The sequence below is a fragment of the Streptomyces sp. NPDC086989 genome (assembly GCF_044745505.1).
GTDB lineage: Bacteria > Actinomycetota > Actinomycetes > Streptomycetales > Streptomycetaceae > Streptomyces.
This window is the reverse complement of sequence record NZ_JBIVAL010000011.1, coordinates 221,530-246,488: the sequence shown is the minus strand read 5'-3', so window position 1 is coordinate 246,488 and position 24,959 is coordinate 221,530. Positions and strand designations below refer to the sequence as shown.

16 protein-coding genes are annotated in these 24,959 nt (G+C 74.1%); 10 read left to right on the top strand and 6 right to left on the bottom strand.

From position 1 onward, the window contains the following. Positions 1-73 precede the first annotated feature (73 nt). From ACIPK4_RS26550 to ACIPK4_RS26530, 5 genes are all read right to left on the bottom strand, one after another. Entirely contained in the window at positions 74-1,051 is a 978-nt protein-coding gene (locus tag ACIPK4_RS26550; protein ID WP_402316663.1) for a proline dehydrogenase family protein, read from the bottom strand. Beyond that, the gene (locus ACIPK4_RS26545; protein WP_402316662.1) at positions 1,048-2,250 is read right to left on the bottom strand and encodes a fatty acid desaturase family protein; all 1,203 of its coding nucleotides are present in this window, start codon (positions 2,248-2,250) and stop codon (positions 1,048-1,050) included. Before ACIPK4_RS26545 ends, ACIPK4_RS26550 begins: the two co-directional genes overlap by 4 nt. Positions 2,251-2,316: 66 nt before the next feature. Further along, complete coding sequence (locus ACIPK4_RS26540) at positions 2,317-4,263, bottom strand: alpha/beta hydrolase family protein (RefSeq protein ID WP_402316659.1); 1,947 nt, start codon at positions 4,261-4,263, stop codon at positions 2,317-2,319. Next, entirely contained in the window at positions 4,260-6,551 is a 2,292-nt protein-coding gene (locus tag ACIPK4_RS26535; RefSeq protein ID WP_402316656.1) for an ATP-grasp domain-containing protein, read from the bottom strand. The genes ACIPK4_RS26540 and ACIPK4_RS26535 overlap by 4 nt, the downstream gene beginning before the upstream one ends. Beyond that, a complete protein-coding gene (locus tag ACIPK4_RS26530; RefSeq protein ID WP_402316654.1) occupies positions 6,548-7,825 on the bottom strand; it encodes an ATP-grasp domain-containing protein in 1,278 nt (425 codons plus the stop codon). The genes ACIPK4_RS26535 and ACIPK4_RS26530 overlap by 4 nt, the downstream gene beginning before the upstream one ends. 145 nt (positions 7,826-7,970) lie before the next feature. Here ACIPK4_RS26530 and ACIPK4_RS26525 point away from each other — a divergent pair, with 145 nt between their 5' ends. After that, complete coding sequence (locus ACIPK4_RS26525) at positions 7,971-9,167, top strand: MFS transporter (RefSeq protein WP_402316652.1); 1,197 nt, start codon at positions 7,971-7,973, stop codon at positions 9,165-9,167. A gap of 99 nt (positions 9,168-9,266) precedes the next feature. Here the strand turns inward: ACIPK4_RS26525 and ACIPK4_RS26520 are convergent, their stop codons facing one another. Continuing rightward, a complete protein-coding gene (locus ACIPK4_RS26520; protein ID WP_402316649.1) occupies positions 9,267-10,490 on the bottom strand; it encodes a helix-turn-helix domain-containing protein in 1,224 nt (407 codons plus the stop codon). Between the two features lie 318 nt (positions 10,491-10,808). Here ACIPK4_RS26520 and ACIPK4_RS26515 point away from each other — a divergent pair, with 318 nt between their 5' ends. From ACIPK4_RS26515 to ACIPK4_RS26475, 9 genes are all read left to right on the top strand, one after another. Continuing rightward, complete coding sequence (locus ACIPK4_RS26515) at positions 10,809-11,075, top strand: hypothetical protein (RefSeq protein ID WP_054227458.1); 267 nt, start codon at positions 10,809-10,811, stop codon at positions 11,073-11,075. Positions 11,076-11,147: 72 nt separating this feature from the next. Beyond that, on the top strand, positions 11,148-13,748 hold the full coding sequence (locus ACIPK4_RS26510) for an ATP-grasp domain-containing protein (RefSeq protein WP_402316646.1): 2,601 nt from the start codon (positions 11,148-11,150) through the stop codon (positions 13,746-13,748). After that, the gene (locus ACIPK4_RS26505; protein ID WP_402316643.1) at positions 13,745-15,025 is read left to right on the top strand and encodes an MFS transporter; all 1,281 of its coding nucleotides are present in this window, start codon (positions 13,745-13,747) and stop codon (positions 15,023-15,025) included. The genes ACIPK4_RS26510 and ACIPK4_RS26505 overlap by 4 nt, the downstream gene beginning before the upstream one ends. A gap of 101 nt (positions 15,026-15,126) precedes the next feature. Further along, a complete protein-coding gene (locus ACIPK4_RS26500) occupies positions 15,127-15,732 on the top strand; it encodes a hypothetical protein (RefSeq protein ID WP_402316641.1) in 606 nt (201 codons plus the stop codon). Between the two features lie 42 nt (positions 15,733-15,774). Next, complete coding sequence (locus ACIPK4_RS26495) at positions 15,775-18,390, top strand: amino acid adenylation domain-containing protein (RefSeq protein WP_402316639.1); 2,616 nt, start codon at positions 15,775-15,777, stop codon at positions 18,388-18,390. Beyond that, entirely contained in the window at positions 18,387-21,458 is a 3,072-nt protein-coding gene (locus ACIPK4_RS26490; protein ID WP_402316636.1) for a type I polyketide synthase, read from the top strand. Before ACIPK4_RS26495 ends, ACIPK4_RS26490 begins: the two co-directional genes overlap by 4 nt. Then, positions 21,455-22,189: a thioesterase II family protein gene (locus ACIPK4_RS26485; RefSeq protein WP_402316633.1), complete on the top strand. Its 735-nt coding sequence runs from the start codon at positions 21,455-21,457 to the stop codon at positions 22,187-22,189. The genes ACIPK4_RS26490 and ACIPK4_RS26485 overlap by 4 nt, the downstream gene beginning before the upstream one ends. Continuing rightward, a complete protein-coding gene (locus tag ACIPK4_RS26480; protein ID WP_402316630.1) occupies positions 22,176-23,540 on the top strand; it encodes an MFS transporter in 1,365 nt (454 codons plus the stop codon). The genes ACIPK4_RS26485 and ACIPK4_RS26480 overlap by 14 nt, the downstream gene beginning before the upstream one ends. After that, on the top strand, positions 23,533-24,810 hold the full coding sequence (locus ACIPK4_RS26475) for an acetyl-CoA carboxylase biotin carboxylase subunit family protein (protein ID WP_402316627.1): 1,278 nt from the start codon (positions 23,533-23,535) through the stop codon (positions 24,808-24,810). Before ACIPK4_RS26480 ends, ACIPK4_RS26475 begins: the two co-directional genes overlap by 8 nt. The last annotated feature ends 149 nt before the right edge of the window (positions 24,811-24,959 follow it).

The window sequence follows — 24,959 nt, the reverse complement described above, 5'->3', positions numbered from 1 at the left end:
TCTCCCACTGCTCTGCCTCTGCTCGTTCGTGTACGGGTGCCGCGTCGCTGCGGTGTGGTGGGCCGCGGCGCGGTCAGTAGCCGGCGCCCACGGTGTGGCCGCGGTCGTGGTGGCGCTCGGCGATGTCGGCGAGCGCGGTGAGCACCATCGGCGGGTGCTCGGCCAGCCGGTGCAGGAGGTGCAGCCACCAGTTCTCGCCGTAGGTGGCGTAGATGCGGCAGGCGTAGCCGGCTTCGCGGTACGTCCGCAGCAGGTCGGGGCGCACTCCGTGCAGCATCTCGATCTCGGTGACGCGCTCCAGCAGGCCGCGCTCCTTCGCCTCGGCGAGGACCGTGGCGTCCTGGGTGGCCAGGCTCACCCGGGCGCCGCGGCGGGCGAGTTCCGCCGCCAGCTCCAGGTACCGCTGGTCGAGGGCGGGGCCCCGGCCCAGTGCGTTCGCGGTGGACTCGTTGAAGGCGCCCTTGACCAGGCGGACCTTGCGCCCTTCCAGGGGGAGGGAGTCGAGGTCCTGCGCGGTGCGGTGCAGGTAGGCCTGGAGGGTGACGCCGAGGTTGGGGTGGTCCGCGGCGAGTTCGCGGTAGGCGTCGAGCACGGCGTCCACGGCGGGGGCGCGCTCCATGCTGAGGACGACCTCGCTGCCGCGGACGGCGGCGGCCTCGGTGATCCGGGCGGTGTTCTTGACCGCGAGTTCCCGGGACACGGTCAGGCCCAGGTTGGACAGGTCGAAGCCGAGCTGTGCGGGCTCCGGATCGTGTTCGAGGACGGCGAGGTACTCGTCGACGACCCGCTCGATCTCGGCGGGGTCGGAGTTCTCCTCGCCGACGAACTCGACGGCGATCCGGTAGGACTTGGCGCGCAGGGTCTGCAGGTGGCCGAGGAACTCGTCGCGGCCGGGGGCCAGGACGTAGCGTCGCGCGGCGGGCGAGAGCACGTCCTGGAGGACGGAGCCGGGGGTGGTGAAGGCCTCGCGGCAGCGTTCGTCGGCGGCGAGGAGGCGCAGGCCCTGGCCGGCGGCCTGGTGCAGTGCGCGCTGGGACATGGCGGAGGTCATGACAGCACCTTGATCTTCTCTTCGGTACGGGAGGGGAGGCCGTCCCCGGCGGGGGCGGCGGGAGCAGCGGCCGCGGGGGCCGGGGAGGCGGGGGCCGGGGAGGCGGGGTCCACGGGGGTTCCGGCCTGGGCGGCGAGCATCATCAGCTGGGCGAAGCTGGGACCGGCCGCGGCGGGGTCGCCGCCGGCCTGTCGCCAGAGGCGGTACTTGGCCGCGTAGCTGATCACGGTCTCCTTGTCGCGGCGGGAGCGGGGCCGGGTGAAGGCGCCGGCCCACAGGCCGTCCCACGCGGCGTAGCCGGGGTCGGCGAGCAGGACCTTGTGGGCGCGGCCCAGGTTCCAGAACGGGATGCCCGCGTTCATGTGGTGCACGAGGTGGTAGCGGTCGTTGTGGCGGCTGATCAGGAACCGCTCCAGGAAGATGCCGTGGCGGTTGCGGGTGAGCAGGACCTGCTTGTTCTCGCTCTCCGGCATGGGGTAGTGCTCGGAGAGCTCGGCCAGCCAGCCGATGGCCACGTTGGTGGTGAACAGCGGCACGAACCAGAACAGCAGGAGCTGGGGCAGGACGCCGAACCAGGCACAGGCGCCGAAGATCGCGGCCCACTGGCTGAGGAAGACGATCCGCTCGGTCCGCAGCGAGACCGGCACGGAGACGGTGATCTGCGAGCTGTCGCAGAAGACCCGCTCGCGGGCTATGTAGCCGAGGTAGGCGAAGGTGCGCAGGCCGAGGGCGGAGAGGACGACTTCCTTGAGGAAGAAGTGCCGGTCGGAGCGCTCGGTGTCGTAGAGCCCGCACTCGATGTGGAAGGAGTAGTCGGGGTCGTTCTGCTCGTCGCCGAGGTTGCGGTGGTGGTTGCCCACGTGGGAGCTGCGGTAGGGGCCGTAGAGGTGCCAGACGAGGTAACCGGCGAAGACGGAGCCGCCGGCCAGGTTCAGGGCCTTGTTCCTGGCGAGGACCTTGTGGCTGGACTCGTGCAGGAAGTGGGCGAGGAAGCGCTGGACGGAGCCGATGACGAGCAGGGCCAGCGGGTAGAACCAGTACGAGACGCCGACGCACAGCGCCACGGACGCGGCGATCAGTGCGTACTCGAAGAGGATGGCGAGCGGACCGTGGTGGTTGTCCAGGGTGCGCAGGGCCCGGAGTTCCTTGCGGACGCCTGGCGCGAGCCGGTCGAAGTTGAGCTGTTCGAATGCGGACATGCGGATGCCTCTGTTCGTTCGTTGAGCGTGGAGCGTGGAGCCGCGCGGCGGTGCGCGGGAGCGCGCTCAGTGCGCGGGGGCGAAGCCGAGTGCCTGCCCGTAGAGCCGGAGCTCGGCCCGCAGCGAGTCGGCGACGGTGGCGGAACGCCTGAAGCCGTGGCCCTCGCCTTCGAAGGTCAGATAGCGGTGGGGGGCGCGGGCCGGGTCGATGCGCTGGAGCAGCCGTTCGGCCTGGTCGGGCGGGCAGACGGTGTCTTCGAGCCCTTGCAGCAGGACGAAGGGGGTGCGGATGGACTCCGCGCCGGACAGCGGGGACTGCTTCTCGTACCGGTCGGCGGCCTGTGGCCAGGGGCCGATCAGGCCGTCCAGGTAGCGGGATTCGAAGTCGTGGGTGCCGCCCTTGGCACGCCAGGCCACCGGGTCGAGGACGGGGTAGTAGATCCCGGCCGCCCGGTAGAGCTCCGGTTCGGCGGCGAGTGAGGCGACGGCCGTCCAGCCGCCGGCGCTGCCGCCGCGGATCGCGATCCGTGCGGGGTCGGCGAGCCCGTCGGCGATCAGGCCGCGGACGGCGGTGGCGCAGTCGGCGACGTCGGTCAGTCCCCAGCTGTGGCGCAGCCGCTCCCGGTAGGCCCGGCCGTAGCCGGTGGAGCCGCCGTACTGCACGTCGAGCACGCCGATGCCGCGGCTGGTGAAGTAGCTGATCTCCTGGTTGAGGACCAGGTGGCTGCGGCTGGTGGGGCCGCCGTGCACGAAGACCAGCCAGGGCGGCAGTTCGCCGTCGGGCCCGGTGAAGGCCGGGTGGTACGGCGGGTGGACGTGTGCGTGGACCTTCTCTCCGCCGGGACCCCGGTAGGTGCGCCGGTACGGCGTGGTGGCGTAGGCGTCGAGCGCGCCGCCGGAGGGGGCGCGGACGACGTCGACGGTGCCGGCGGCCGGATCGGCGAGCACGACGGTGCGCCGCTGGCCCGGCGAGGAGACCACGGCGGCGATGCGGCGGCCGTCGGTCGCCGCGAAGTGCCATTCGGTGGCCGGTCCCTCGAAGTCCGTCAGGGTTCCGTCGGCGGTGAGGATGCCGAGCCTGCGCTCGCCGACCCCGTGGATGACGGCGAGCCGGCCGTCCAGCAGGGGCAGGCACCAGCGCAGGCCGATCCGCCACAGCGCCTCACCGAACTCCTCGGGGCGCGGGCAGAGGTTGCGGGGCCTGCCGTCCCGGGCGATGGCATGGACGTTCCACCAGCCGTCCGGGTCGCTGACGGCGTAGAGGGTGCCGGATCCGTCGGCGGCCCACTCGGTCTGGGTGACCGACTCCCCGCGGCCGCCCATGAGGGGTACGGCCTGGGCGAGGGTGGCGTCGGCCTGGATCTCGGCGACCATCAGGTCGGTGGTGTCCCAGGGCATGTCGGGGTGGTCCCAGCCGAGCCAGGCCACCCGGTCGCCGCCCGGTTCGATGCGCGGGCCGGTCATGAAGTGGTGGGTGGCGGCCAGTTCGCGTACGGCGCCGGGGTCGGCGGCGCCACGGCCGTCGAGGGGCAGGGCCACCAGGTGGCGTACGGCCTCCACGGCCGCTTCGTCGCCGACCGTCTCGCGCAGGCACCACACCTCGGTGCCGCGGACGGCGAAGTCGGCGTAGCGCAGTTCGCCGGGCCAGGCTCCGGCGGGGCTCAGCGGCACCGGGTCGCTGCCCGGCTGCCAGCGGTAGACCCGCTGGTCGGGGCCGTGCGTGAAGACGATGCCGTCCTCGGCGCGGCCGGTCAGGGCCAGCCACGGCCGGCCGCCGTACTCGATGACCCGGGTGCGTACGTCCCAGCCGGGCGGCAGCACTTCCCGGATGCCCTGGGGCGTGCGGCGCATCAGGCCGCTGCGGCCGTCCTGTTCGGGGAGCACCTCGGTCCAGCAGACGTCGTCGCCGAGGAAACCGACCCATTCGAGCAGGGCGTCGCCGCGGGCGGCGTCCTCGGGGGCGACCGGGGAGGGCCAGCTCCCGTACGGGAGCCGGCGTCCGGCGGCGGTCATGCGCCGGTGTCCCGTCCGTACGCGATCCGGGGGATGCCCGGGGCGCTGCTGTCGAGTCCGTACGCCGCCACCGCCGGGTCGTCGCTGACCCAGAAGTGCCCGTCCAGGTCGGACCAGTCGCACAGCCCGGCAAGCTGGGCGGCGTAGGCGATGGCGCGGGGCGGCTCCAGGAAACAGCCCAGCATGCGGGCGGCGCCGTACTCGGTCGCGGTGGTCAGTGCGGCGAGGGCGGGCAGCAGTCCGCCGAAGCGCATCAGCTTGACGTTGAGGCCGCCGGCCACGCGGACGGCGAACTCGGCGTCGGCGGGGGTGGCGACGCCCTCGTCGAGGAGGACGGCGGTACCGGGCAGCGCGGTGCGGATCTCGTGGATGAGCCCGGGGTCGCGGACCGGGTCCTCCAGGACGGCCGGGGCCAGCGCGGCCACCAGGGGGCGCAGCCGCTCCCAGTCGGCCCGGTCCCAGCCGCGGTTGGCGTCGAGGATCAGCGGGGCGTCGACCCCGAGGAGGGAGCGCAGCACCTCCTCGTCGTCGGAGCCGCCCAGCTTGATCTTCAGCGGCCTGCCGTCGAGGGGGATCTCCTCGCCGATCGGCACGGTGTGCAGGAGCCGGACCCGGCCGGGCTCGGGCAGGCCGAGCAGCTGCCACACCGGTACGCCGGCCCGGCGGGCGGCGCGGTCCAGGAAGGCCATCTCGACGAGCATCCGGGCGGGCGCGCTGACGCCGTCGGCGGCGGCCTTCGCCAGGCGGGCGCGGACCGGCTCCACCGGGTCCGCGGTGGCGGTGCACTCGCCGGCCAGGGTCCGGGCCAGTGCCTCGGCCTCGGCGGCGATGGCCGTGCCGTCCTGTCCGTAGCCGAGGTCCGCGGCGATCTCGCCCTCGCCCTCGGTCGTCCCGTCGGCGCGGCGCAGCCGCAGCCGGACGATGTCGACCGTTTCGATGGTCATGTGGGAGATCTGGAAGGAGCTGGTCAGGGGCCTCGGCTCCACGGTGACGGCCACCTCGGGCACTCCCGCGGTCCCGGCGGCGCCCGCCGCCGCGACCGTCCCGGTGAGCGGTTCGACGGTGATCCGGACGGAGTCGACGAGCTCGCGGGCGAGCTCCCGGGCCTCCTCGGGGGTGTCGGCCCCCACGACCACGGCGCCCACCCGGTCCCCGCCACTGCGGAAGTCGCCGACGACGTCGCCCGGTGCGAGGCGGAGTTCGGCGTGCAGCACGGCCGGGTGCGCGGCGGCTTCCTCCCACCCCTCGACGGCGGTGACGCGGCCGGCGGGCGGGGCGAAGTAGCGGGTGGCCGCGGCACGGGTGAGGGCCGGCAGCTCCACCCGGCGGCCGAGCACGTCGTCGTAGACGGCCCCGTACAGCTCCAGGCCCGTCCTGGCGTGGGGCAGCATCCGGTGGATCCAGCCGCCGCCGATGCGGGCGTGCACCTCGCCGAGCACGATGCCCTCGGCGGTCAGCCACAGCTCGACGTGGAACAGACCGAAGCGCAGCCCGAGGGCGGTGAGCGCGGCGCCGACCGTGTCCTCGATCTCCTGGCGGGTGTCCTGCGGGAGGGGGGCGGGCAGCACGTGCCCGATCTCGACGAAGTACGGGGGCGCCAGCTTCTCCTTGGCGGTGACGGCGAGCACGCGGGGGGCGCCGCCGAGGAAGACGCCCTCGACGCTGAACTCCTCGCCCTGGACGAACTCCTCGACGAGGAAAGGGGCTTCGGGGTCCGGCAGCCGGTCGAGCGCGGCCGGCAGGTCTGCGGGTCCGGTGACCTTGCGCACGCCGGCGCTGTCGGCGCCGTCGCGCGGCTTGACCACCCACGGGCCGGCCGTCCCGGCGAGGAACGCGAGGGCGTCGGCCTCGCCGTGGCACAGGCGCACGGCGGGCTGGCGGAATCCGGCGGCGGCGAGGGCCTCGCGGCAGGCGTCCTTGGTGCGGATCCGGCGGACCGCCTCGGGCGGGTTGCCGGGCACTCCCAGGCGCTGTGCGGTCTCGGCCACGGCGACCTGGGCCATCTCGCGGACGCCGAAGACGACGGCGGGCGCGCCCGCGGATCCGGCGTCGGCGGCGGCCCAGTCGGCGGTCTCCCCGGGCCGGGTGAAGTCGACTGCGGTGGCGCCGTCGGCGGCGGCCGTGACCTCGGGGGTCGCGGCGAGCGTGTCGCCCTGGTTGGTCACGTGGGTGAGCAGTCCCCGGGAGCGCGCCTGCTCCAGTGCCTGGACGGCGACGTCGACGCTGAGGGTCATCGCCCCGCCGCCGCCGATCAGCAGCATGCGACGGGCTTCGGACGTGGTGCTCATGCGGCCGCCCTCGCGTCCTCGCGCAGGCGGTAGACGCGGTCCGCGAGCTCCTGGATGCGTGCGTAGTCCCGTTCCAGGACCTCGGTCGAGTCGTGGCGGGTCCACACCACGAGAGTGGCGGTGTAGAGGTCGACCGTGGGGCGGATGCGGCTGCCGGGGGCAAGCTTGGGGATGGCCAGGTGGACGGATTCCAGCGCCTCGATCTGCGCGATGACGTCCTGGTCGAGGCTGTCGACGACGCCGTCGAGGGTGGTGGCGGCGAAGATCTGGCTGGCCTCGGTCAGTTTGCCGTAGGGGCGGCCGGCGTACCGGTCGAGGAACTCCTGCGGCCGGGCGTAGGCGAGGGCGGTGAGGTCGGCCTGGTTGACGCCCAGGCAGATGTCGTGGAAGTCGGGCAGCACGCCGCCGGAGAGGCGGGCGCCGATCTCGACGAGGGCCGGCCCCTGCGGGGTGACGATGACCTCGGCGTGGGTGGGGCCGTACTGGATGCCGAGGGCGTCGAGCACCTCGTGCATGTAGGCGGTGATCTCCGGCTCGGGGCTCGACCCGGGAGGGGTGATCGAGTCGCGGTCGTAGATCCGGTGGGTGCCGTCGAGGCGCTTGTGGTACTGCCAGATGCCGCACGGGCCCCGCTGCCCCGCGTACGAGACGAAGTCGACCATGTACTCCTCGCCCTGGAGGAAGGACTGGACGAGGACCTCGTCGTTGCGCTCGCCGAAGATGTTGACGGTGCCGAGGACGGCCTCGGCGGCCTTGCGCACCTCTTCGGGTCCGCGGCACACCGCGACCCCGTCCGTGGCGGCGGAGGACAGCGGCTTGACGACCACCGGGTACTCGCCGCGCCGTTCGGCCCAGTCGACGAGCTCCTCGGCGCTGCCGCTCTTGAGCTGGTCGGCGCAGCGGACTCCGGCGCGCCGCAGGGTCTCGATCATCTCGTACTTGTCGCGGCGGGCGCGGGAGAGCGCCGTGCCGTTGGTCGGCAGGCCGAGGAGTTCGGACAGTTCGTCGGCGAGCTCGACTCCAGGCTCCTGGCCGGCGACGACGCAGATCGGGTCGAACTCCCGGAGCCGTTCGGCGGTTTCGGCCGGGGTGCCGTACGGGACGGCGGCCCGGTAGGCCGTGAGATCGGGCAGGCGCATCGAGGTCATCAGCTCGGGTGTGCTCTGCACGTGCACGACGTCGACATCAAGCTTGGCAAATGCCGGGGGCAAGTGGTTGCCGCTGGTGTATGCGTCCACCAGCACTGCCACCGGGCGCTTTTGCGCGCTCCTCATGTTCTCCACCTTGTGCTCACGGAAGGCCCAAGACTGTCGGGCCGGGGTTGTTTCCAGGGATTGGCAAGAGATTGCCACAAGGGTTGCCCAGCTGGCAATATCGTTTCCGGCAGCATCCACTGATCCCGTACGCGGAGGGACCTGCATGACCGTCACAGCACTCGACACACCGCCCCGAGCAGGCCTGAGCCGCGGCACAGGGGTGGCGCTCGCGACCGCCGGCGCCCTGACCGTCGCGAACATCTACTTCCCGCAGCCCCTGCTCGACGCCATCGCCACCGGTCTGGGCATCTCGGGATCGGCGGCGGGTCTGGTCGCCACCGCCGCGCAGGTCGGGTACGCGCTCGGCATCGCCCTGGTCGTCCCGCTCGCGGACGCGGCCCGGCTGCGCCGGCTGACCACGGCGTTGCTCCTGCTCACCACGGCCGGGCTGCTGGCCGCGGCCCTCGCCCCCGACCTGGCCACGCTCACCGTGGCGACCGCGGCCCTGTCCACCACCACCGTGCTCCCGCAGGTGATCATGCCGACGGCGGCCTCGATGGCGGGCCCGGGCCACAGCGGGCGCGCGCTGGGCGTGATCGGCATCGGGCTGACCCTGGGGTCGACGCTCTCGCGCACCTTCTCGGGGGCGGTCGTGGGCTTCACCGGCGACTGGCGCACCGCCTACCTGGCCGCGGCCGCGCTGACCGGTTCGCTGGTGTTCGTCCTGCCGAGGCTGCTGCCCGAACGGGCGGCCGGCGGGGCGGTGCCCTACCGGCGGCTGATCGCCTCACTGCCGCGGCTGGTGACGGCCCATCCGGAGCTGAGGCTGTCGGCGTTCCTGGGGGCGACGGTCTTCGCCGCCTTCAGCGCGTTCTGGGCGACGCTCGCCTTCCACCTCGCCGGTCCGCCGTTCGGCAAGGGGGTCGCCTGGGCCGGGCTGTTCGGACTGTTCAGCCTGCCGGCGGCGCTGCTGTCCTACTCGGCGGGCCGGCTCAGCGACCGGCGGGGTCCCCGTCACGTCAACCTGCTGGCGTTCGCCACCGTGAGCGCCGCCTTCCTGCTGATGGGCCTCCTCGGTGACCGCTCGCTGACCGCCCTGGTGGTGGGCTGCAACCTCCTGGTCTACGGCGGCAGCTGCTCGCAGATCGCCAATCAGGTGCGCATCTTCCGCCTGGACGAGGGGGTCCGGGCCCGGCTCAACACGGTGTTCATGCTGGCCAGCTTCGCGGGCGGCGCGGTGGGGTCGTTCACCGGCACCGCGCTGTACGAGGCCCACGGCTGGGGCGGGATGATCCTCGGCTGCGGCGGCTTCATGACGCTGGCGGGCGCGGGTCTGGTGGTGGGCCGCCGGCTCGGGTGAGACCGTGGGCCGCGACGGGGAAGGGGGTGTGGTACCGGCCGAGGCCGGTACCACACCCCCTTTCCCACGGGTCGTTCCCCGCGGCGTGCGGTGCGGCGGTCAGGAGCGGGAGCCCCCGCGCGACTGGGCGAGCGTCTCGGCCAGCAGCCGCCAGATGTCCGCGGCCAGGTCGATGTTCGACGCCGCCTGGGCCTGTTCGGCGAGGCGGCGCATCCGCTGCAGCCCCTCCTCCTCGTCGCCCTCGATGATCAGCAGCCGGCTGTCCAGGATGTCCAGCCTGACCCGACTGCGGTACGTCATGTCCGGGTCGGTGCCGCGGACCCGGTCCAGGAGCGTGCGGGCGTCGGCGAACCGGCCGTCCTGGAAGGCGATCTCGGCCTTGATGGCGGTCACCTCCTGGCCCAGCGCCGGGATGCCCACGAAGGCGAGGCTCGTCTCGGCCTGCTCGACGTACTGCTCGGCGACATCGAGTTCCGGAGGGGTCTTCTGCAGGTGCAGCCGGGCGGCGGCGACCCGCAGCCGCGTCCACAGCGACAGGTTCGCGGCGCTGGGGAACCCGGCCAGCGCCTGGTCCAGGAGCTCCTGGGCGCTGGTGAGATCGCCCTGCCGGACCCGTACCGCGGCGGCCGTCCACAGCGCCTCGGCCCACAGGGTGTCGGTGCGCCCCCGGGTGAGGGCGGTCAGCTCGTCCGCGTGCGCACGGGCCTCCGCGAGACGGCCCCCCTCGGACTCGACCGAGACCAGCGCCAGCAGGCTGGCGGCCACGTCCGCCACCGGGAGTCCGTGCTCGCGGGCCAGCCGGTGAGCCTCCGTGGCCGCCTCGGCGGCCCGGGTGATCTCGCCGCAGGCCCGCAGGCAGCGCGCCAGCTGGGTCAGGCTGCGGGAGCGCAGTTCGGGCAGGCCGAGTTCGTCGCCGAGCCGGACCAGCTCCTCCAGCGACTCCCCCTCCTTCTTGTGCTCGCCCCGGCGCCGGCGCCACTGGGCGACCGTCCACAGGGCCTGCCAGCGCAGCAGCGGGTCCTGTCCGCCGCCCGCCGCGAGCGCGCGCTCGACCTCCTCCACGTTCGCGTCGGAGTCGGCCGAGGCCGCAATGGCCAGCGCCCGGGTCAGGGAGTCCGAGACGGACTCCGCGAACGCCGACGCGTCGACCCCGAGTTGCGCGGACAGGTGTTCCACGGCCCGCGCCGTGGGCTGCCGTGCGCCGGATTCCAGTCTCGACAGGTACCCGGTGGACATGCCCTCGCCGGCGAGGGCGGCCTGCGACAGGCCCCGCTCGGTCCGCAGCTGCTTGAGCCGACGCCCGAACAACGGCTGTTCCAACACGTGATCAACCCCAGGGATCGGACGGACAGGGACATGGAGGGGGCCCGCGGGCGGGGCGGACGGTCCTGTCGCACTCCACGCAGCGGGGCACGCTGCCGCAGACAAGGCGAGGCTAGCCCGTATCGGGACGGCTGGGCAAATTCTTGCCTAAGGGGTGGACAGGGGCAACCGCCGCAGTCGGAATCAGGCCATTGCTTGAATTGCCAATCGGTTGGCAACATCTTGCCAAACGGCGAGTCTCTGCATTAGCTTCCTTGGCATCGCGGCAGTCACGACGGCGTCGCGGACCTCCCTCTTTTCCTCTGCCAAGGAGTTGCAGTGCGTTCGTTCATGCGTGTCATCCGGGTTCGCGTCGCTGCGGGTGCCTTTGCCCTCGTGGCCCTGCTCGCCGTCGCCGGAGCGTCCGGAAACGCCTTCGGCGACATCGGCTGGCCCAACCAGCCGAAGCGTCCCGCCGTCGCCGGCGACATCGGCTGGCCGAACCAGCCCAAGCGCCCCGTCGTCGCCGGCGACATCGGCTGGCCCGCCCCGGTCGTGTCGACCGCCGCCCGCAGCGACATCGGCTGGCCGACCCCGCGCTCGTAACCCCCGGCACTCCGGCCGGCTCAACGGCCGCCCCTCATACCTCGTACACCGCTCCAGAGAGTGATGGACCCGATGGCTTCCGACTCGCCTCCGGCCCGCCCGGTCAAGACCGCAGTGATCGTCGACGGATACTCGACGGGCACCTTCCTGCCGCCGGCCTTCGCCCGGCTCGGCGTCGACGTGGTGCACGTCTACAGCTCCGCCGAACCGATGTCGACCATGCTCCAGCCGGATCCCGGTGCCTACCGGGACCAGTTCCACTGCCCGGACGCCGCCGCCTTCGAGACGACCGTCGAAGCGCTCCGGGAGCTCGGCCCCGTGGCCGTACTCGCGGGCCAGGAACCCGGCGTCCCGCTCGCCGACGCGCTCAGCGAGGCCCTGGGCCTGGCCACCAACGGGACGGCGCTCTCCGCCGCCCGCCGCGACAAGTACGAGATGATCGAGGCCCTGCGGCGTGCCGGGGTGCGCTGCGCGGACCAGCACAAGAGCGGTGACCCGCAGGCCCTCGCCGACTGGGCCGAGCGGGCGGGCTCGTACCCCGTGATCGTCAAGCCGCTGAGCTCGGCCTCCACCGACCACGTCTACCGCTGTCACACCGCGGACGAGGTCCTCGCGGCCGCCCGCGCGGTGCTGGGCTCCACCGACATCTTCGACCGGCGCAACTCCGAGGCGCTCGTGCAGTCCTTCCTGGAGGGCACCGAGTACATCGTCGACACGGTCAGCGCCGCCGGACAGCGCTACGTCTGCGGGGTGTGGGAGTACGAGAAGGAGATCCTGCCGAACGGCAAGAACATCTACGACCTCGACGTCCTGCTCGCCCCCGACGCCGACCCGGTCCCCGAACTGATCGCGTACGTCGACACGGTGCTGGAGGCGCTCGGCATCGAGCACGGCCCCGCCCACGCCGAGGTCATCATGACGGCGCAGGGGCCCGCGCTGGTCGAGATCGGCGCACGCGTCAACGGCAACATGAACCCGGGCTTCCACGACCTGTGCCTGGGCGCCAACCAGGCCGATCTGACCGCCCTCGCCTACGCCCGCCCCGAGGAGTTCACCCGGCAGTACGCGGGCCTGGTCTACTCCCCGCGCGCCGCGGCCGCCGTGCACAGCACCCGCACCGAGGTCAGCGGCGTGGTCGAGTCCGTGGACCGGGAGGCGGTCGAGCGGATCCAGGCCCTGCCCAGCGTCCACCTCGTCGGAGTCAAACTCGGCCCCGGCAAGCGCATCAGCCCCACGGCCGACCTGCTCACCAGCCCGCTGAGGATCTTCCTGACGGCGGAGGGGATGGAGCAGATCCGGGCCGACCGGCGCACGATCGACACGCTGAAGGACGAGGTATACACGGTGGTGGAGGACGGGCGGCGCCCCAGCGTCCTGCTGCTGGGCACCGACAAGTACGTCATGCAGGCCTGTGTGCGCGAGGGCATCGACGCGGTCGTCGTATGGGGCGCCGCCGGGTACGACCACGGACTCGCCGAGGTCCCCGGGGAACTGAGGGTCCTCCTCGTCGACGACCACAAGAGCCCCGAGGCCGTCCTGATGGCCCTGTACCGGGCCGGACTGGGCGAGCACCGCTTCGACGCCGTCCACACCTCCGACGAATGGGCGCTGGTCACCGCCGGTGTGCTCGCCGCCCAGCTGGGCTGCCGCGCCATCGACCCGGTCACCGCCGTGCACTTCCGCGACAAGTCGCTCCAGAAGCGCAAGGTGGCGGCGGCGGGGGTCCCCGCCGCCCGGGTCACCGTCATCGACGACGTCCACGACGTCTCCGGCGTCGTGTGGGAGTACGACAAGGCGGTGCTCAAGCCCGTCGCCGGCGCGGCGACCGCGCGCACCGCGGTCGTCGACAGCGCGGAGGCGCTGCGCGCCCTCAGCCGCCGCTACCGCGCGGACCGCACTGCACAGCGCACCTTCGTCCTGGAGGAGTACGTCGGCGGGGAGGAGTGGATCGCGGACGGCTTCCTGCACGACGGCGAACTGCTCTTCATGGCGGTCGGCCGCTACGGCGCCCCCTGCCTGACCATGATCGACGAGCAGACCCCGCTCTCGATGTGGCACTTCGACCCCAAGGACGACACCTGGGCGTACGACCGGGCCGAACCGGTCGTACGCCGGGCCCTGGAGGCCCTCGGCCTGCGCGACGGCGTCTTCCACATGGAGCTGTTCCACGACCCCGAGACCGGGCGGCTGACGTTCAGCGAGTGCGCGGCCCGCCGCGGCGGCGGGCTGATCCACGAACAGATCCAGGCCAAGTTCGGGATCCACCTGGGCGAGGCGGCGCTGCACGGCGCACTCGGCCGGACCCCCTCGGCCGCGGTGGAGCGGCGTCCCGGGATCTTCGGCACCAGTTACCTCAAGGGCCGCGCCGGCATCATGTTCTCCTGCCCCTCCCCCGCCGAGCTGCGCGCCCTGCCGGGTGTGGAGTTCGCACGGGTCGAGTTCCCGGCCGGCGAGCGCTTCCTCGGCGACATCGACAACACCAACCACCGTGTGGGACAGGTGCTCGTGTCGGCGCAGGACGAAGAGCAGCTGCGCGCCCGCTTCGCCGACGTGGGTGCCTGGTTCGACGAGCGCCTGGTGATCGCCCCGCAGGGCGTCACCGGCCGCGAGATCCGCGCCTGGGGCAGGGAGCTGCGGCCCGAGGCGGACTTCCGGGACCCGCTGTGGCCGTGACCACGCCCCCTCAGGGGCTCCAGGCCGACGACACGGCCGGCCGGCGGGGGCCGCTCGCGCGGCTCCTGCCGGAGCGGGGTCCCCGGCGGACCCTGGCCGGGGCGACCTTCGTCAACGCCTTCGGCAGCGGGATGTTCATGTCGTCCAGCGCCCTGTACTTCACCCGCGTCGTCCATCTCCCCATGTCGCAGGTGGCGTTCGGGCTCTTCGCCGGAGCGATGGTCGGCCTGGTGGCCGGCATCGTCGGCGGCCGGATCGCGGACCGCTGGGGGGCACGGGAGACGCAGATCGCGGTGATGCTCTCGGGTGCGGTCTTCATGTGCTGCTTCCTGCTCGTCGACGCCTTCTGGTCGTTCGTGCTGATCTCGGTCCTCACCGGGGTGGTGTTCGCGGCCGACAAGTCCAGCCGGGCACCGCTGGTACGGGGCTTCGGCGGAGACGATCCGGCCGGGTTCCGCGCCTACCTGCGGGCCGGAACCAACCTGGGCATCTCGCTCGGGGCGCTGGCCGCGGGAGTGGCCATCCAGCTCGACACCGCGCCGGCCTATCTGAGCCTGGTCGGCGGCCGGGCCCTCGCCTTCGCCGGCTGCGCCCTCGCGCTCCTGCGGCTGCCCCGGCTCGCGCCCGTCGAGGCGCCGCCGCTCAGCGGCCGCTGGGAGGCCCTGCGGGACCGGCCGTACCTCGCGGCCACCGTCCTCAACTCCCTGATGTCCCTGCACTTCGCGGTGCCGACCTTCCTGCTCCCGCTGTGGATCGTCGAGCACACCGAGGCCCCCCGCTGGCTGGTCTCCGGTGTCCTCGTCCTCAACACCGTCCTGGTCATCACCCTCCAGGTCGCGGTCAGCAAGAACGTCGGCGACCCCGCGGCGGCCGGTTCCCGGATGCGCTGGGCGGGCGGTGCGATCGCGGCCGGGCTGGTCCTGATGATGGCGGCCGGCGAGCTGCCCGCCTGGGCCTCCGCCGTGCTCCTGCTGGCGGCCACCGCCGTCTACACGCTCGGCGAGCTGTGGCACGCGGCGGCCGCGATGGAGTACTCCTTCGGGCTCGCCGCCCCGCACGCCCAGGGCCAGTACTCCGGGGTCTTCGGTCTCGGCGGCGGCCTCGCGGAGGCCCTCGCACCCGCCGTACTCGGCACCCTGGCCCTCGGCCTCGGGCGCCCCGGCTGGCTGCTGCTGGCGGTCCTGTTCCTCGCCATCGGCGCGGCCGCCCGCCCCCTCGTCTCGTGGGCCGTACGCACGGCGCCGCGGCCGCGCACCTACGAGGGCCCGGTCGCCTGAGCCGTCGGCGGCGCGCCCCACCGCTTCCCCTCTCTTCCTTTCCTTCTTCTTCCACACCTCCTTTCACGCATCCCTTCACGCATCCCTTCACGCATCCCTTCATGCATCCCTTCACACCGATCCAGGAGATCACCATGGCCACGCCGACCCTCAGCGTCATCGACCCCGAGCTCGTCGAGATCGTCCCCGGTCTCACGCTCGACCACGACGAGCTCGTCAAGGCGTACCAGCAGTACCTCGACCGCCTCCCCGACGCCCCCTCCGGCAAGCCGGAGGACCGCCTGCGCCGCCTGGGCCTGACCCACCGCGCCGGTGCCGAGGACCCGTGGCGCGACGCCGGCAACGGCCAGTTCGACCAGCAGACCGGCCGGAAGAACTTCGAGGAGAGCGAGTTCGCGTTCTTCAACGAGGAGCTGAAGGACACCTACTTCCACGAGCTCTACAAGAGCCTGCCGTTCCGCCCCGGCCGGATGCGCCTGGTCACCCTGCACCCGGGCGAGATCTACCACATGCACACCGACCACTCGCGCGTCGCGCACGTGGCGCTCACGACCAACGAGGACAGCCGCCTGCTGTTCCGCAGCGGCCACACCTACCACGTGCCGACCGACGGCCGGGTCCACATCCTCAACACCCTGCGTCACCACTCCGCGTACAACGCGGGTGGCACCGACCGCATCCACCTGACGATGACGCTGGCCGACTGACCCCCGCCGCCACGCGCCCCGACCGTCACCGAAGGAGTACCGATGTCAACGCCGTCCGCCGTCCGGGCCGGCCAGCCCCAGGCCCCCCGCAGCACCGAGGAGTTCCGGCAGTGGGCCGACGAGGTCCGCGCCGCCGCCACCGATCGCCCGTTGGGCATCGGAGGGGTCCGTCCAGCCCCCGGCGGGCGGTCCGCCGTGGTGCGGCTGCCCCTCGACACCGCACTGCGCGCGGCGGTCGGGCGCACGGCCCGCGAGCACCGCGTCACCCCGCTGACCGTGGGCCTCGCGGCCCTCGCCGTGACGCTCACGCGGCGGACCGGCACGGACCGTGCGGTGGCCGGGGCGCTGCGGGTGCCCGTGGTGCTCCCGGTACGGGACGAGGCGGCCCCGGCCGAGCTCCTCGCCGACACCGACCGGGCGCTGGAGCGGTCGATCTCCCTGTGGGCCGACGGAGCGGACGGCCCGCTCCCCGACCACCTGGTCGAGTTCCGGCACGGCGCGGCCCCGGCCGCGCTGTCGGGGGCGCTGGAGATCTCCGTCGCCCTGTGGGACACCGACCAGCGGGCGGGTGCCGCCGAGCTCGTCGCGCGCTACAGCGAGGACCGGTACTCCGCCTCGGGCGTCCTGCGGCTGCTGGGCCAGCTGCGCACGGTCCTGCGCGGGCTGAGCGGCGGCCGGGTGCCGTCCGTCGGCGCGCTGCCCCTGCTGGAGGAGGCCGAGCAGCAGGAGCTGCTGGCGTTCGGGCAGGGCGCCGCGCTGCCCGCCGAGGGCCGCGAGCCGGTGCACGAGCAGGTCTCTGCACTCGCCCGGACCGAGCCCGGCCGGACCGCGGTGGTCTGCGGTGACGACCGGGCCGACCGGGGCGAACTGGACGCGTGGGCGGGCCGCATCGCCGCCCGGCTCGCCGCGGCCGGGGTCCGCCCGGGCGACCGGGTCGCCGTACTGGCCGACCGCTCCGTCGCCATGGTCGCCGCGGTGCTGGGCGCGCTGCGCGCGGGAGCGGCGTACGTCCCGGTCGATCCCGCCCATCCGGACGCGCGGATCCACGCGGTGCTCGCGGATGCCGGGGTCACCGCGGTGGTGGTGACCGGGGAGCTCGGGCAGCGGGTCCCGGGGCCCGGCCTGCCCGTCGTCGCGGCCGACGAGCGTGCCCTGCGCGAGGAGGGCGAGGTGCTCCCGGCGGTGTCGACGCGCCCCGAGGACCCCGCGTACCTCATCTACACCTCGGGGAGCACCGGCACACCCAAGGGCGTGGTCGTCGAGCACGCCCAGCTGGCCGCCTCCACCCTCGCGCGCCGCGAGGTCTATCCGGGCCGGCCCGTGTTCCTGCTGCTCTCCCCGCTCGCCTTCGACTCCTCCGTCGCCGGGCTGTGGGGCACGCTGACCGCGGGCGGACAGCTCGTCGTGGCGGGCCCCGGCGAGTACCGCGACCCGGAGGCGCTGCTCGGCCTGATCGAGCGGCACGCGGTGACGCACCTGCTGTGCGTGCCGTCCCTGTACGACGCGATCCTCACCGCGGGCGAGCGGCTGGGCTGGCTGCCCGCCGGCCTGACCACGGTGATCACGGCCGGCGAGGTGCTCGCCGAGGACCTGCTGCGCCGGCATGCCGGACTGCTCGGGGCCACCGCGCTCGTGAACGAGTACGGGCCCACCGAGGCGACCGTCTGGGCGAGTTACCGGCGCTTCGAGGCCGCCGGGCCCGTCGACATCGGCGGTCCCGTGCCGGGCGCCCTGCTGTACGTCCTGGACCGCGCGGGCCGGCTGGTGCCGCCCGGGATCACGGGCGAGCTCCACATCGGCGGCACCGGTGTCTCCCGGGGCTACTTCGGGCAGCCCGAGGCCACCGCGAAGTCCTTCGTCCCGGACCCGTACGCGGGCGGCGAAGCCCGGATGTACCGGACGGGCGACCTGGTCCGCTGGACCACTGCGGGCACCCTGGAGTTCCTCGGGCGCCGCGACAACCAGGTCAAGATCCGCGGGCACCGTGTGGAGCTGGGCGCGGTCGAGTCCGCGCTGCGGTCCTGCCCCGGCGTCCGCGATGCCGTCGCCGTTCCGGACGCGGCGGGGACCCGGCTCACCGGGTTCGTCGTGACGGACGACCCCGCGGCGCTGCCCTCCGTACGGGAGCGACTGGCGCAGCTGCTGCCCGCGGCCGCCGTGCCGGCCCGGCTGCGGGCGATGGACGCCTTCCCCGTCACGGTCAACGGCAAGGCGGACCGGGCGGCCCTGGCCGCGCTCCTGGAACAGGAGGCGGACACGGAGCGGGCGGCGCAGGCGGCCCAGGCGGCCCAGGCGCAGCCCGCGGCGGCGCAGGAGACGGCCGGCGGCGGCGACGCGGTCGCGCAGGTCTCGGCCGCGTGGGCCGAGGTCCTGGAGGTCTCCTCGGTGCCGAGTGACGTCAACTTCTTCGACGCGGGCGGGCATTCACTGCTCGTCATCCGGCTCCAGGAGGCACTGGGGCGCCATACCGGCGTACGGCCCTCCGTCGTGGAGCTCTTCCGCTGCTCGACGATCGACGCCCAGGCCGAACTCGTACGGGCGGGTGGCGGGGCGGGCGCGGATGCGGCCGCTCCGGCCGACGGCCGCGCCGAGCGGGCGCGCCGCGAGCGCGCCGCCCGGGCCCGCCAGCGCCGTACCCTGCAGGGAGCCGCCCGATGACCGCACCGCTCGCGCACCCCGAGGTTCCCGGCGGCCCCGGGGACGACCGGTTCGCCGGAACCGCTGGGGCCGCGCCCGAAGGCGACCGGGACCGGTCCCTGGACATCGCCGTCACCGGCATGGCGGGCCGCTTCCCCGGCGCCGGCGACATCGGCTCCTGGTGGCAGGCGCTGCTGCGCGGGGACGTCCTCACCTCGCGCCTGGACCGCGGACGGCTCCTCGCGGACGGCGAGCCGGCGGGGGTCCTGGACGACCCCGACTACGTTCCCGTACGGGGCCTGCTGGTGGACGCCGACCGGTTCGACCACGAGCTGTTCGGCATCAGCCCCCGCGAGGGCGAACTCATGGACCCCCAGCACCGGCTGATGCTGGAGGCCGCCTGGACGGCCCTGGAGGACGCGGGCTGCGACCCGCTGACGCAGACCCGGGTCACCGGCGTGTACGCCAGTGCGAGCAGCAGTGCCTACCTGCGCGCCATGCTCACCTCGCAGACCCTGGACGCGGCGGGCGTCGAGGAGGCCCTGCGCGCCAACGAGCCCGACTACATGGCCACCCGGATCGCCTACCGGCTCGGGCTGACCGGCCCGGCGCTCAGCGTGCTCACCGCGTGTTCCTCGTCGCTGGTCGCCGTGCACCTCGCCGTGCAGGCCCTGCTGGCCGGCGAGTGCGAGCAGGCCGTGGTCGTCGCCGCGGCCGTCGACTTCCCGCAGGCCGGCCACGTGCACCTGCCCGGCGGCATCCTCTCCGCGTCCGGCGAGTGCCGCCCGTTCGACGCGTCGGCCGACGGCGCACTGGCGGGCTCCGGAGTGGTGGCGGTCGTCCTGCGCCCGGCCGAGGAGGCCCTGGCGGAGGGTGCCGACCCGTACGGACTGATCATCGGCAGCGCCGTCAACAACGACGGCTCGGCCAAGGCCGGCTACCAGGCGCCGTCCGCCGCCGGGCAGGAGGCCGTCATCCGGTCCGCCCTCGCGGCCGCGGACATCGGCGCCGACACCCTGGGCTACCTGGAGGCGCACGCCACCGGCACCCGGGTCGGCGACCCCATCGAGTGGTCGGCCGCCTCCTCCGTCCTGCGCGGTCTCGGCGCCGCACCGGGCCGGATCGCCGTCGGCGCGGTGAAGGCCAACATCGGCCACCTCGACGCGGCCTCCGGGCTGGTCTCGCTCATCAAGACCCTGCTGGTGGTGCGTGAGGGCCGGATCCCGCCGGTGGCGGGCTTCCACAGCCTCAACCCGCTGTTGGAGACGGACGGTTCGCCGCTGTACGTGCCCACCGGCCTGCTCGACTGGGACGGCGCGGACGGTCCGCGCCGGGCGGGCGTCAGCTCCTTCGGCATCGGCGGGACCAACGCCCACGTCATCGTCGAGCAGCCCCCCGTACGGCCCCCGGCCGCGGCCGGCGACGCTCCGCGGGACCGGGTGCTGATGCTGTCGGCCGCGAGCCCGGACGCCCTGGCGCGTACGGCTCGGCGCCTCGCCGACCGGCTGCCCGCCCTGGCCTCCACGCCCGTGGGCGACATCGCCCACACGCTGGCCGCCGGCCGGGCCGGGCTGCCCCACCGCACGGCGGTCACCGGGCGCACCCACGGGGAACTCGCCGACCGGCTGCGCGCGGCCGCCGGTTCCCCCTCCTACGCGGGCAAGCCGGCCCCCGTCGTGTTCCTGCTGCCCGGCCAGGGCAGCCAGCGCCCCGGCATGGCCCTGCCCTTCCGGGACGCGCTGCCCGGGTTCGCCGCCGCACTGGAGGAGTGCCTGGCGCACTTCGAACCGGCTCTGGCGGCGCGGCTGCGCCCCGCCCTGTTCGATCCGGCCTTCCCCGCCGGGGAGCTGGCCCGCACCGAACTGGCCCAGCCGGCGCTGTTCTGCGTGGAGTACGCGGCGGCCACCGCGCTGACCGGCCTGGGTCTCGCCCCGGTCGCCCTGGCGGGCCACAGCCTCGGCGAGCTGACGGCGGCCGCCCTCGCGGGCGTCCTGCCGCTCGGCGAGGCCGCGGCGCTGGTGGCGCTGCGCGGCCGGGCCATGCAGGCCTGCCCGACGGGCGCGATGCTCTCCCTCGCCGTGGGCGGGTCGGAGGCCCTCGAGCTGGCCCGGCAGTTCGCCGGGGCGGGCGGCCCCCTGCTGGAGCTCGCCGCCGTGAACACCGCCGAGAGCGCGGTCCTCGCCGGGCCCTGCGACGCGGTGGACGCGTTCCAGGCCTGGCTCGGCGACCGGGAGAAGGTCCGGCGGCTGCAGACCAGCCACGCCTTCCACACGTCGATGATCGATCCGGCCGTCCGGGAGCTCGGGCAGGCCGTGGCGCAGGCGTCCCTGGGGCGCCCACGGCTGCCGTACCTGTCCAACGTCACCGGAACCCTGGTGGCGGCCGGCAGCGAGGTCGAGGCCGGCTGGTTCGCCGAACAGGCGCGCAGCACCGTACGGTTCGCGGCCGGGCTGGCGGCGATCGCCGAGGCCCACCCGGATGCGGTGGCGGTCGAGGTCGGCCCCGGCAGGGCGCTGAGCGGTATGGCCGAGGCCGCGGGGCTGACCGCCGTGGCCCTCGCGCCCGGACGCTCGGAGCGTCCGGCCGAGGAGACCTCGGCGGCGCTGGCCGGCCTGTGGTGCGCCGGGCTGCCGCTGGACGCGGTGGCCCTGGCCGGACCCGGCCGCACGGCCCACCTGCCCGGCTACGCCTTCGCGGGACCGCGGCTGGTCGCACCGGCTGCGCGGGTCCGCCCGGGGACACCCGCCGGGGCGGTACCCGCACCGGCCGGCCCGACGGACGGGACGGGCGGGACGGGCGGTGACGGTCCTCCGCGGCCGGCTGCCGCCGGGGCTCGGGCGACGGCCCCGGCCACGCCCGGCGAGGCGGTCGCCGCCCGGTGGACCGAGCTGCTCGGCCGGCCCGAACTGACGCCCGGGTCCGACTTCTTCGACCTCGGCGGGGACTCGCTCCTGGTGGTCCGGCTGGCCCGTCGGCTCGGCGACGACCTGGGAGTCCGCGTTCCGGTCCGCGCCCTGATGACCGGCCCCACCCTGGCCGAACAGACGGCCCTCGTGGAATCGCTGATCACTGCAGGAGAGCGACGATGACCTGGCTGAAGTGCCCCACTCCGCGCCCGGAGGCCACGCACCGCCTCATCTGCTTCCCGCACGCCGGCGGCTCGCCCTCCTTCTTCCACGACTGGGCGCGGCAGCTGCCCGAGTACGAGATCCACTCGGTCTGCTACCCGGGCCGTGCGGCCCGGCTCGACGAGCCGCCGGCCACCGATCTGCACCGGCTGGCCGACGACATCGCGCAGGTTCTGCGCCCGCTTCAGGACCGGCCCATGGCCTTCCTCGGCCACAGCATGGGTGCGGTCGTCGCCTACGAGACCGCGCGACGGCTCCAGGCGGACGGCTCGCCGGTGGCCCACCTCTACGCCTCCGGGGCCCGCGCCCCACACCTGGCGCACCCCGACGACGGTCCCGACACGGCCGACATGGACGACGAGGCCATCGCGGACGCCCTGGTGGCGCTGGGCGGCACCGACGCCGAGCTGCTGTCCGACCCGGACTTCCGCGAGCTGATCCTGCCGTACGTGTGCGGGGACTTCCGGATGTTCGACGCCTACGAGCACCGGCCCGGACCGCTGCTGACCTGCCCGGTCACCGCCGTCGCGGGCGACGCGGACCCGCAGGTGGGCGAGGTGCACGCGGCTTCCTGGGGGGCGGTGACGCGGGGGGCGTTCGCCCACCACACCGTGCCGGGCGATCACTTCTACCTGATCCGGCGGCCACCGCTCGCGCTGCTCGCCAAGGGGCTGCCGCATGACGTTCACTGACCTGCTCCCGGCCTCGAGGAGCGGCCGGAGGATCGCGCTCGGCGCGGCCGTCGACGCCATCGCCGTCGGAATGTTCCTGGCGGCCGCGACCCTCTACTTCGTGGGCCTCGTCGGGATCCCGGCCGTGGCGGTGGGCGGCGCGCTCACGGTGGCCAACGTACTGGGCCTGCTCGGCCCGGCGCCCTTCGGGGCGCTGGCCGGGCGGGTCGGGGCCCTGCCCGTGTACGTGGGTCTGACCCTGACGCGGGCGGCGGGCTTCACCGCGTACGCCTTCGTCGACGGGTACGCCGGATACTTCGCCGTCACCTGCCTGATCACGGTGGCCACGCGCGCGGCGCTGCCGCTGCTCCAGGTGGTGGTGGGCGAGCTGGAGGCACCGGACCGGCGCACCCGGACCATGGCCTCGTTGCGGGCCGTGAGCAATGTCGGAATGACCGCGGGGTTCCTCCTCGCGGCCCTCGTGCAGGCCGCGCACTCGCGGGCGGCGTTCATCGCGCTCTTCGCCTTCAACGGGGCGGCGTTCGTGGCCGTGGCGTTCCTGATCCGCACGGCGGGGACGCGCCCGGCCACGACGGCGACCGCGACCGCGCCGGGGACTGCGACCGCGCCGGAGACCGCGACGCAGCCGGAGCCGGGCACGGGGACGCAGCCCGCGCCGCAGCCGCAGCCGCAGCCGCGTACGGAGGCCGGTCCGGCGCGCTCGCCGTACCGGGACCGCCGGTTCCTGACGGCCACGCTCGCCAACTCCGTCCTGCTGCTGAACGACTCGGTCCTGTTCATCCTCGTGCCGCTGTGGATGAGCGAGCGGGCCGCACTCCCCGAGGGGGCGAGCTCCGTGGTCCTCGCCGTCAACACCGTCCTGACGGTGGTCCTCCAGGTGTATGTGGCCCGGTTCGCCCAGGGCGCCCGGAAGGCGCTGCGGCTGCTGCGATGGGCCTGCGTTCCGCTGGTCCTCTCCTGCGTGCTGTTCGGGGCGGCGGACGGCGCCGGCCTCGCCGTCGCCCTGGTGGCCGTGGTGCTGGCCGTGGTCGCACTCACCGTGGGCGAGAACCTGCACGCCGTGGCCGCCTGGGAGCTGTCCTACGAGATGGCACCGGCGCGGTCGCGCCCCCAGTACCTGTCCGTGTTCAGCATGGGCATGAGTGCCCAGCTGATCGCCGGCCCGTTCCTGATGACGGCGTACGTGCTGCCGGCCGGCCCGGCCGGCTGGCTGGTCGTCGCCGCACTCTTCCTCGCCGCGACGGCGGCCTTCTCCGTGGCGGCCCGGCCGTACACGGCCGCTCCGGCCGCCATCGCCGCCGTCCCCCTCTCCGTCACCCATTCCTCCGAAAAGGCCGCTGCCCATGTCTGACCTCACCCCCTCCCCCGCTCGCAACCACTACCTGATGTTCGCGATCGGCCCCCGCCTGGACTTCGCCGGCCGGCTGCTGGAGCTGGAACCGGAGGCCGCGGTCTCGGTGATCTGCCGCCCCGAACACCTGGCCCGGATCACCGAGTCCGGCCACTACCTGCGGGTGCTCGCGGTGCGCCAGGACGCCCCGCTGGACGAGGTCGTCGCGCTGGCCCGGGCCGTCCACGCGATCCAGCCGGTCACCCGGATCACCACCTTCTGGGAGCACGACCAGGACCGGGCGGCCGCGGTGGGCGCGGCGCTGGGCGTCGCCACGCACAGCCAGGAGACCGTACGCCTGGTGCAGGACAAGCACGCGATGCGGGAGCGGCTGCGCGAGACGGGCGTGGAGGACACGACGGCCCGGCGCGCGTACGGCGAGGCCGACCTGCTCGCGTTCGGCGAGGAGGCCGGGTACCCGTTCATCGTCAAGCCGACGGCGGGCACGGCCAGCTTCGGGGTCACCCTCGTGCACACCCCGCAGGAGGCGGCGGCCGCCTACCGGACGGCGACCGGCGACTTCCCGGGGATCGCCCGGCTCGGCGTGCTCGCCGAGCAGTACCACACGGGGCCGCAGTACAGCGTCGAGGCGTTCTCGGAGGCCGCCGAACACGTGGTCGTCGCGATCACCCGCAAGTACTCCGACCCCCGGGACATGGTCGAACTCGGCCATGTCCTGCCCGCTCCGCTGGACGCCGCCGCCCAGGAGGCGATCGGCGACCACGTGATGCGCGTCCTGGACGCCCTCGGCGTCGAGTTCGGGCCGACGCACACGGAGATCGTCCTCACCGCCGACGGCCCGCGGATCATCGAGACCCATCTGCGGGTGGGCGGCGACGAGATCTTCAACCTGGCCAAGGACGCCACGGGCGTCGACATGATCGAGTTCCAGGCCCGCCAGGCCGCCGGCCTCAAGGTCCTGCCGGACATCCGCGCCGTCCTGGAGTCGGAGCGCGCCCCGCGCTGCGAGGCCATCTGGTACACCGCCCCGGAGGTCACGGGCACCTTCATGGGCCTGGCGGACGGGGACCCCGGCCTCACCGACCCGAACGTCACCGTGCTCCTGCCCGAGGGCTCGCAACTCACCGGTCTCGCCGGGTCCTTCACCCGCATCGCGCGCGCCCGTGGCGCGGCCGCGACCGCGCAGGAGGCGCTGGCGGCCGCCCGCTCCACGGTGGAGGCCCTGTCGTTCGTCTTCCACGTCTCCCCGCCGCAGCGCCGGCACGTCTGAGGCCGTCGCCGGGCGGGACGCGGCGGACCAACCACCCGGCGCACGGCTCGGGGGTGCCCGCCGCGTACGTACGCCGGTGGCCGAAGCGGTCGCGGACCCGGCCGAAGCGGTCGCGGACCCGGCTGGCCGGGGTGGCCGCGGACCCCGCC

Excerpts from the sequence above, each read along its gene's own strand:
- ACIPK4_RS26480 (WP_402316630.1), top strand. The coding sequence starts at position 22,176 with ATGACGTTCACTGACCTGCTCCCGGCCTCGAGGAGCGGCCGGAGGATC.
- ACIPK4_RS26540 (WP_402316659.1), bottom strand. The coding sequence starts at position 4,263 with ATGACCGCCGCCGGACGCCGGCTCCCGTACGGGAGCTGGCCCTCCCCG.
- ACIPK4_RS26545 (WP_402316662.1), bottom strand. The coding sequence starts at position 2,250 with ATGTCCGCATTCGAACAGCTCAACTTCGACCGGCTCGCGCCAGGCGTC.
- ACIPK4_RS26500 (WP_402316641.1), top strand. The coding sequence starts at position 15,127 with ATGCATCCCTTCACACCGATCCAGGAGATCACCATGGCCACGCCGACC.
- ACIPK4_RS26550 (WP_402316663.1), bottom strand. The coding sequence starts at position 1,051 with ATGACCTCCGCCATGTCCCAGCGCGCACTGCACCAGGCCGCCGGCCAG.
- ACIPK4_RS26510 (WP_402316646.1), top strand. The coding sequence starts at position 11,148 with ATGGCTTCCGACTCGCCTCCGGCCCGCCCGGTCAAGACCGCAGTGATC.
- ACIPK4_RS26490 (WP_402316636.1), top strand. The coding sequence starts at position 18,387 with ATGACCGCACCGCTCGCGCACCCCGAGGTTCCCGGCGGCCCCGGGGAC.
- ACIPK4_RS26485 (WP_402316633.1), top strand. The coding sequence starts at position 21,455 with ATGACCTGGCTGAAGTGCCCCACTCCGCGCCCGGAGGCCACGCACCGC.
- ACIPK4_RS26525 (WP_402316652.1), top strand. The coding sequence starts at position 7,971 with ATGACCGTCACAGCACTCGACACACCGCCCCGAGCAGGCCTGAGCCGC.
- ACIPK4_RS26495 (WP_402316639.1), top strand. The coding sequence starts at position 15,775 with ATGTCAACGCCGTCCGCCGTCCGGGCCGGCCAGCCCCAGGCCCCCCGC.
- ACIPK4_RS26475 (WP_402316627.1), top strand. The coding sequence starts at position 23,533 with ATGTCTGACCTCACCCCCTCCCCCGCTCGCAACCACTACCTGATGTTC.
- ACIPK4_RS26530 (WP_402316654.1), bottom strand. The coding sequence starts at position 7,825 with ATGAGGAGCGCGCAAAAGCGCCCGGTGGCAGTGCTGGTGGACGCATAC.
- ACIPK4_RS26535 (WP_402316656.1), bottom strand. The coding sequence starts at position 6,551 with ATGAGCACCACGTCCGAAGCCCGTCGCATGCTGCTGATCGGCGGCGGC.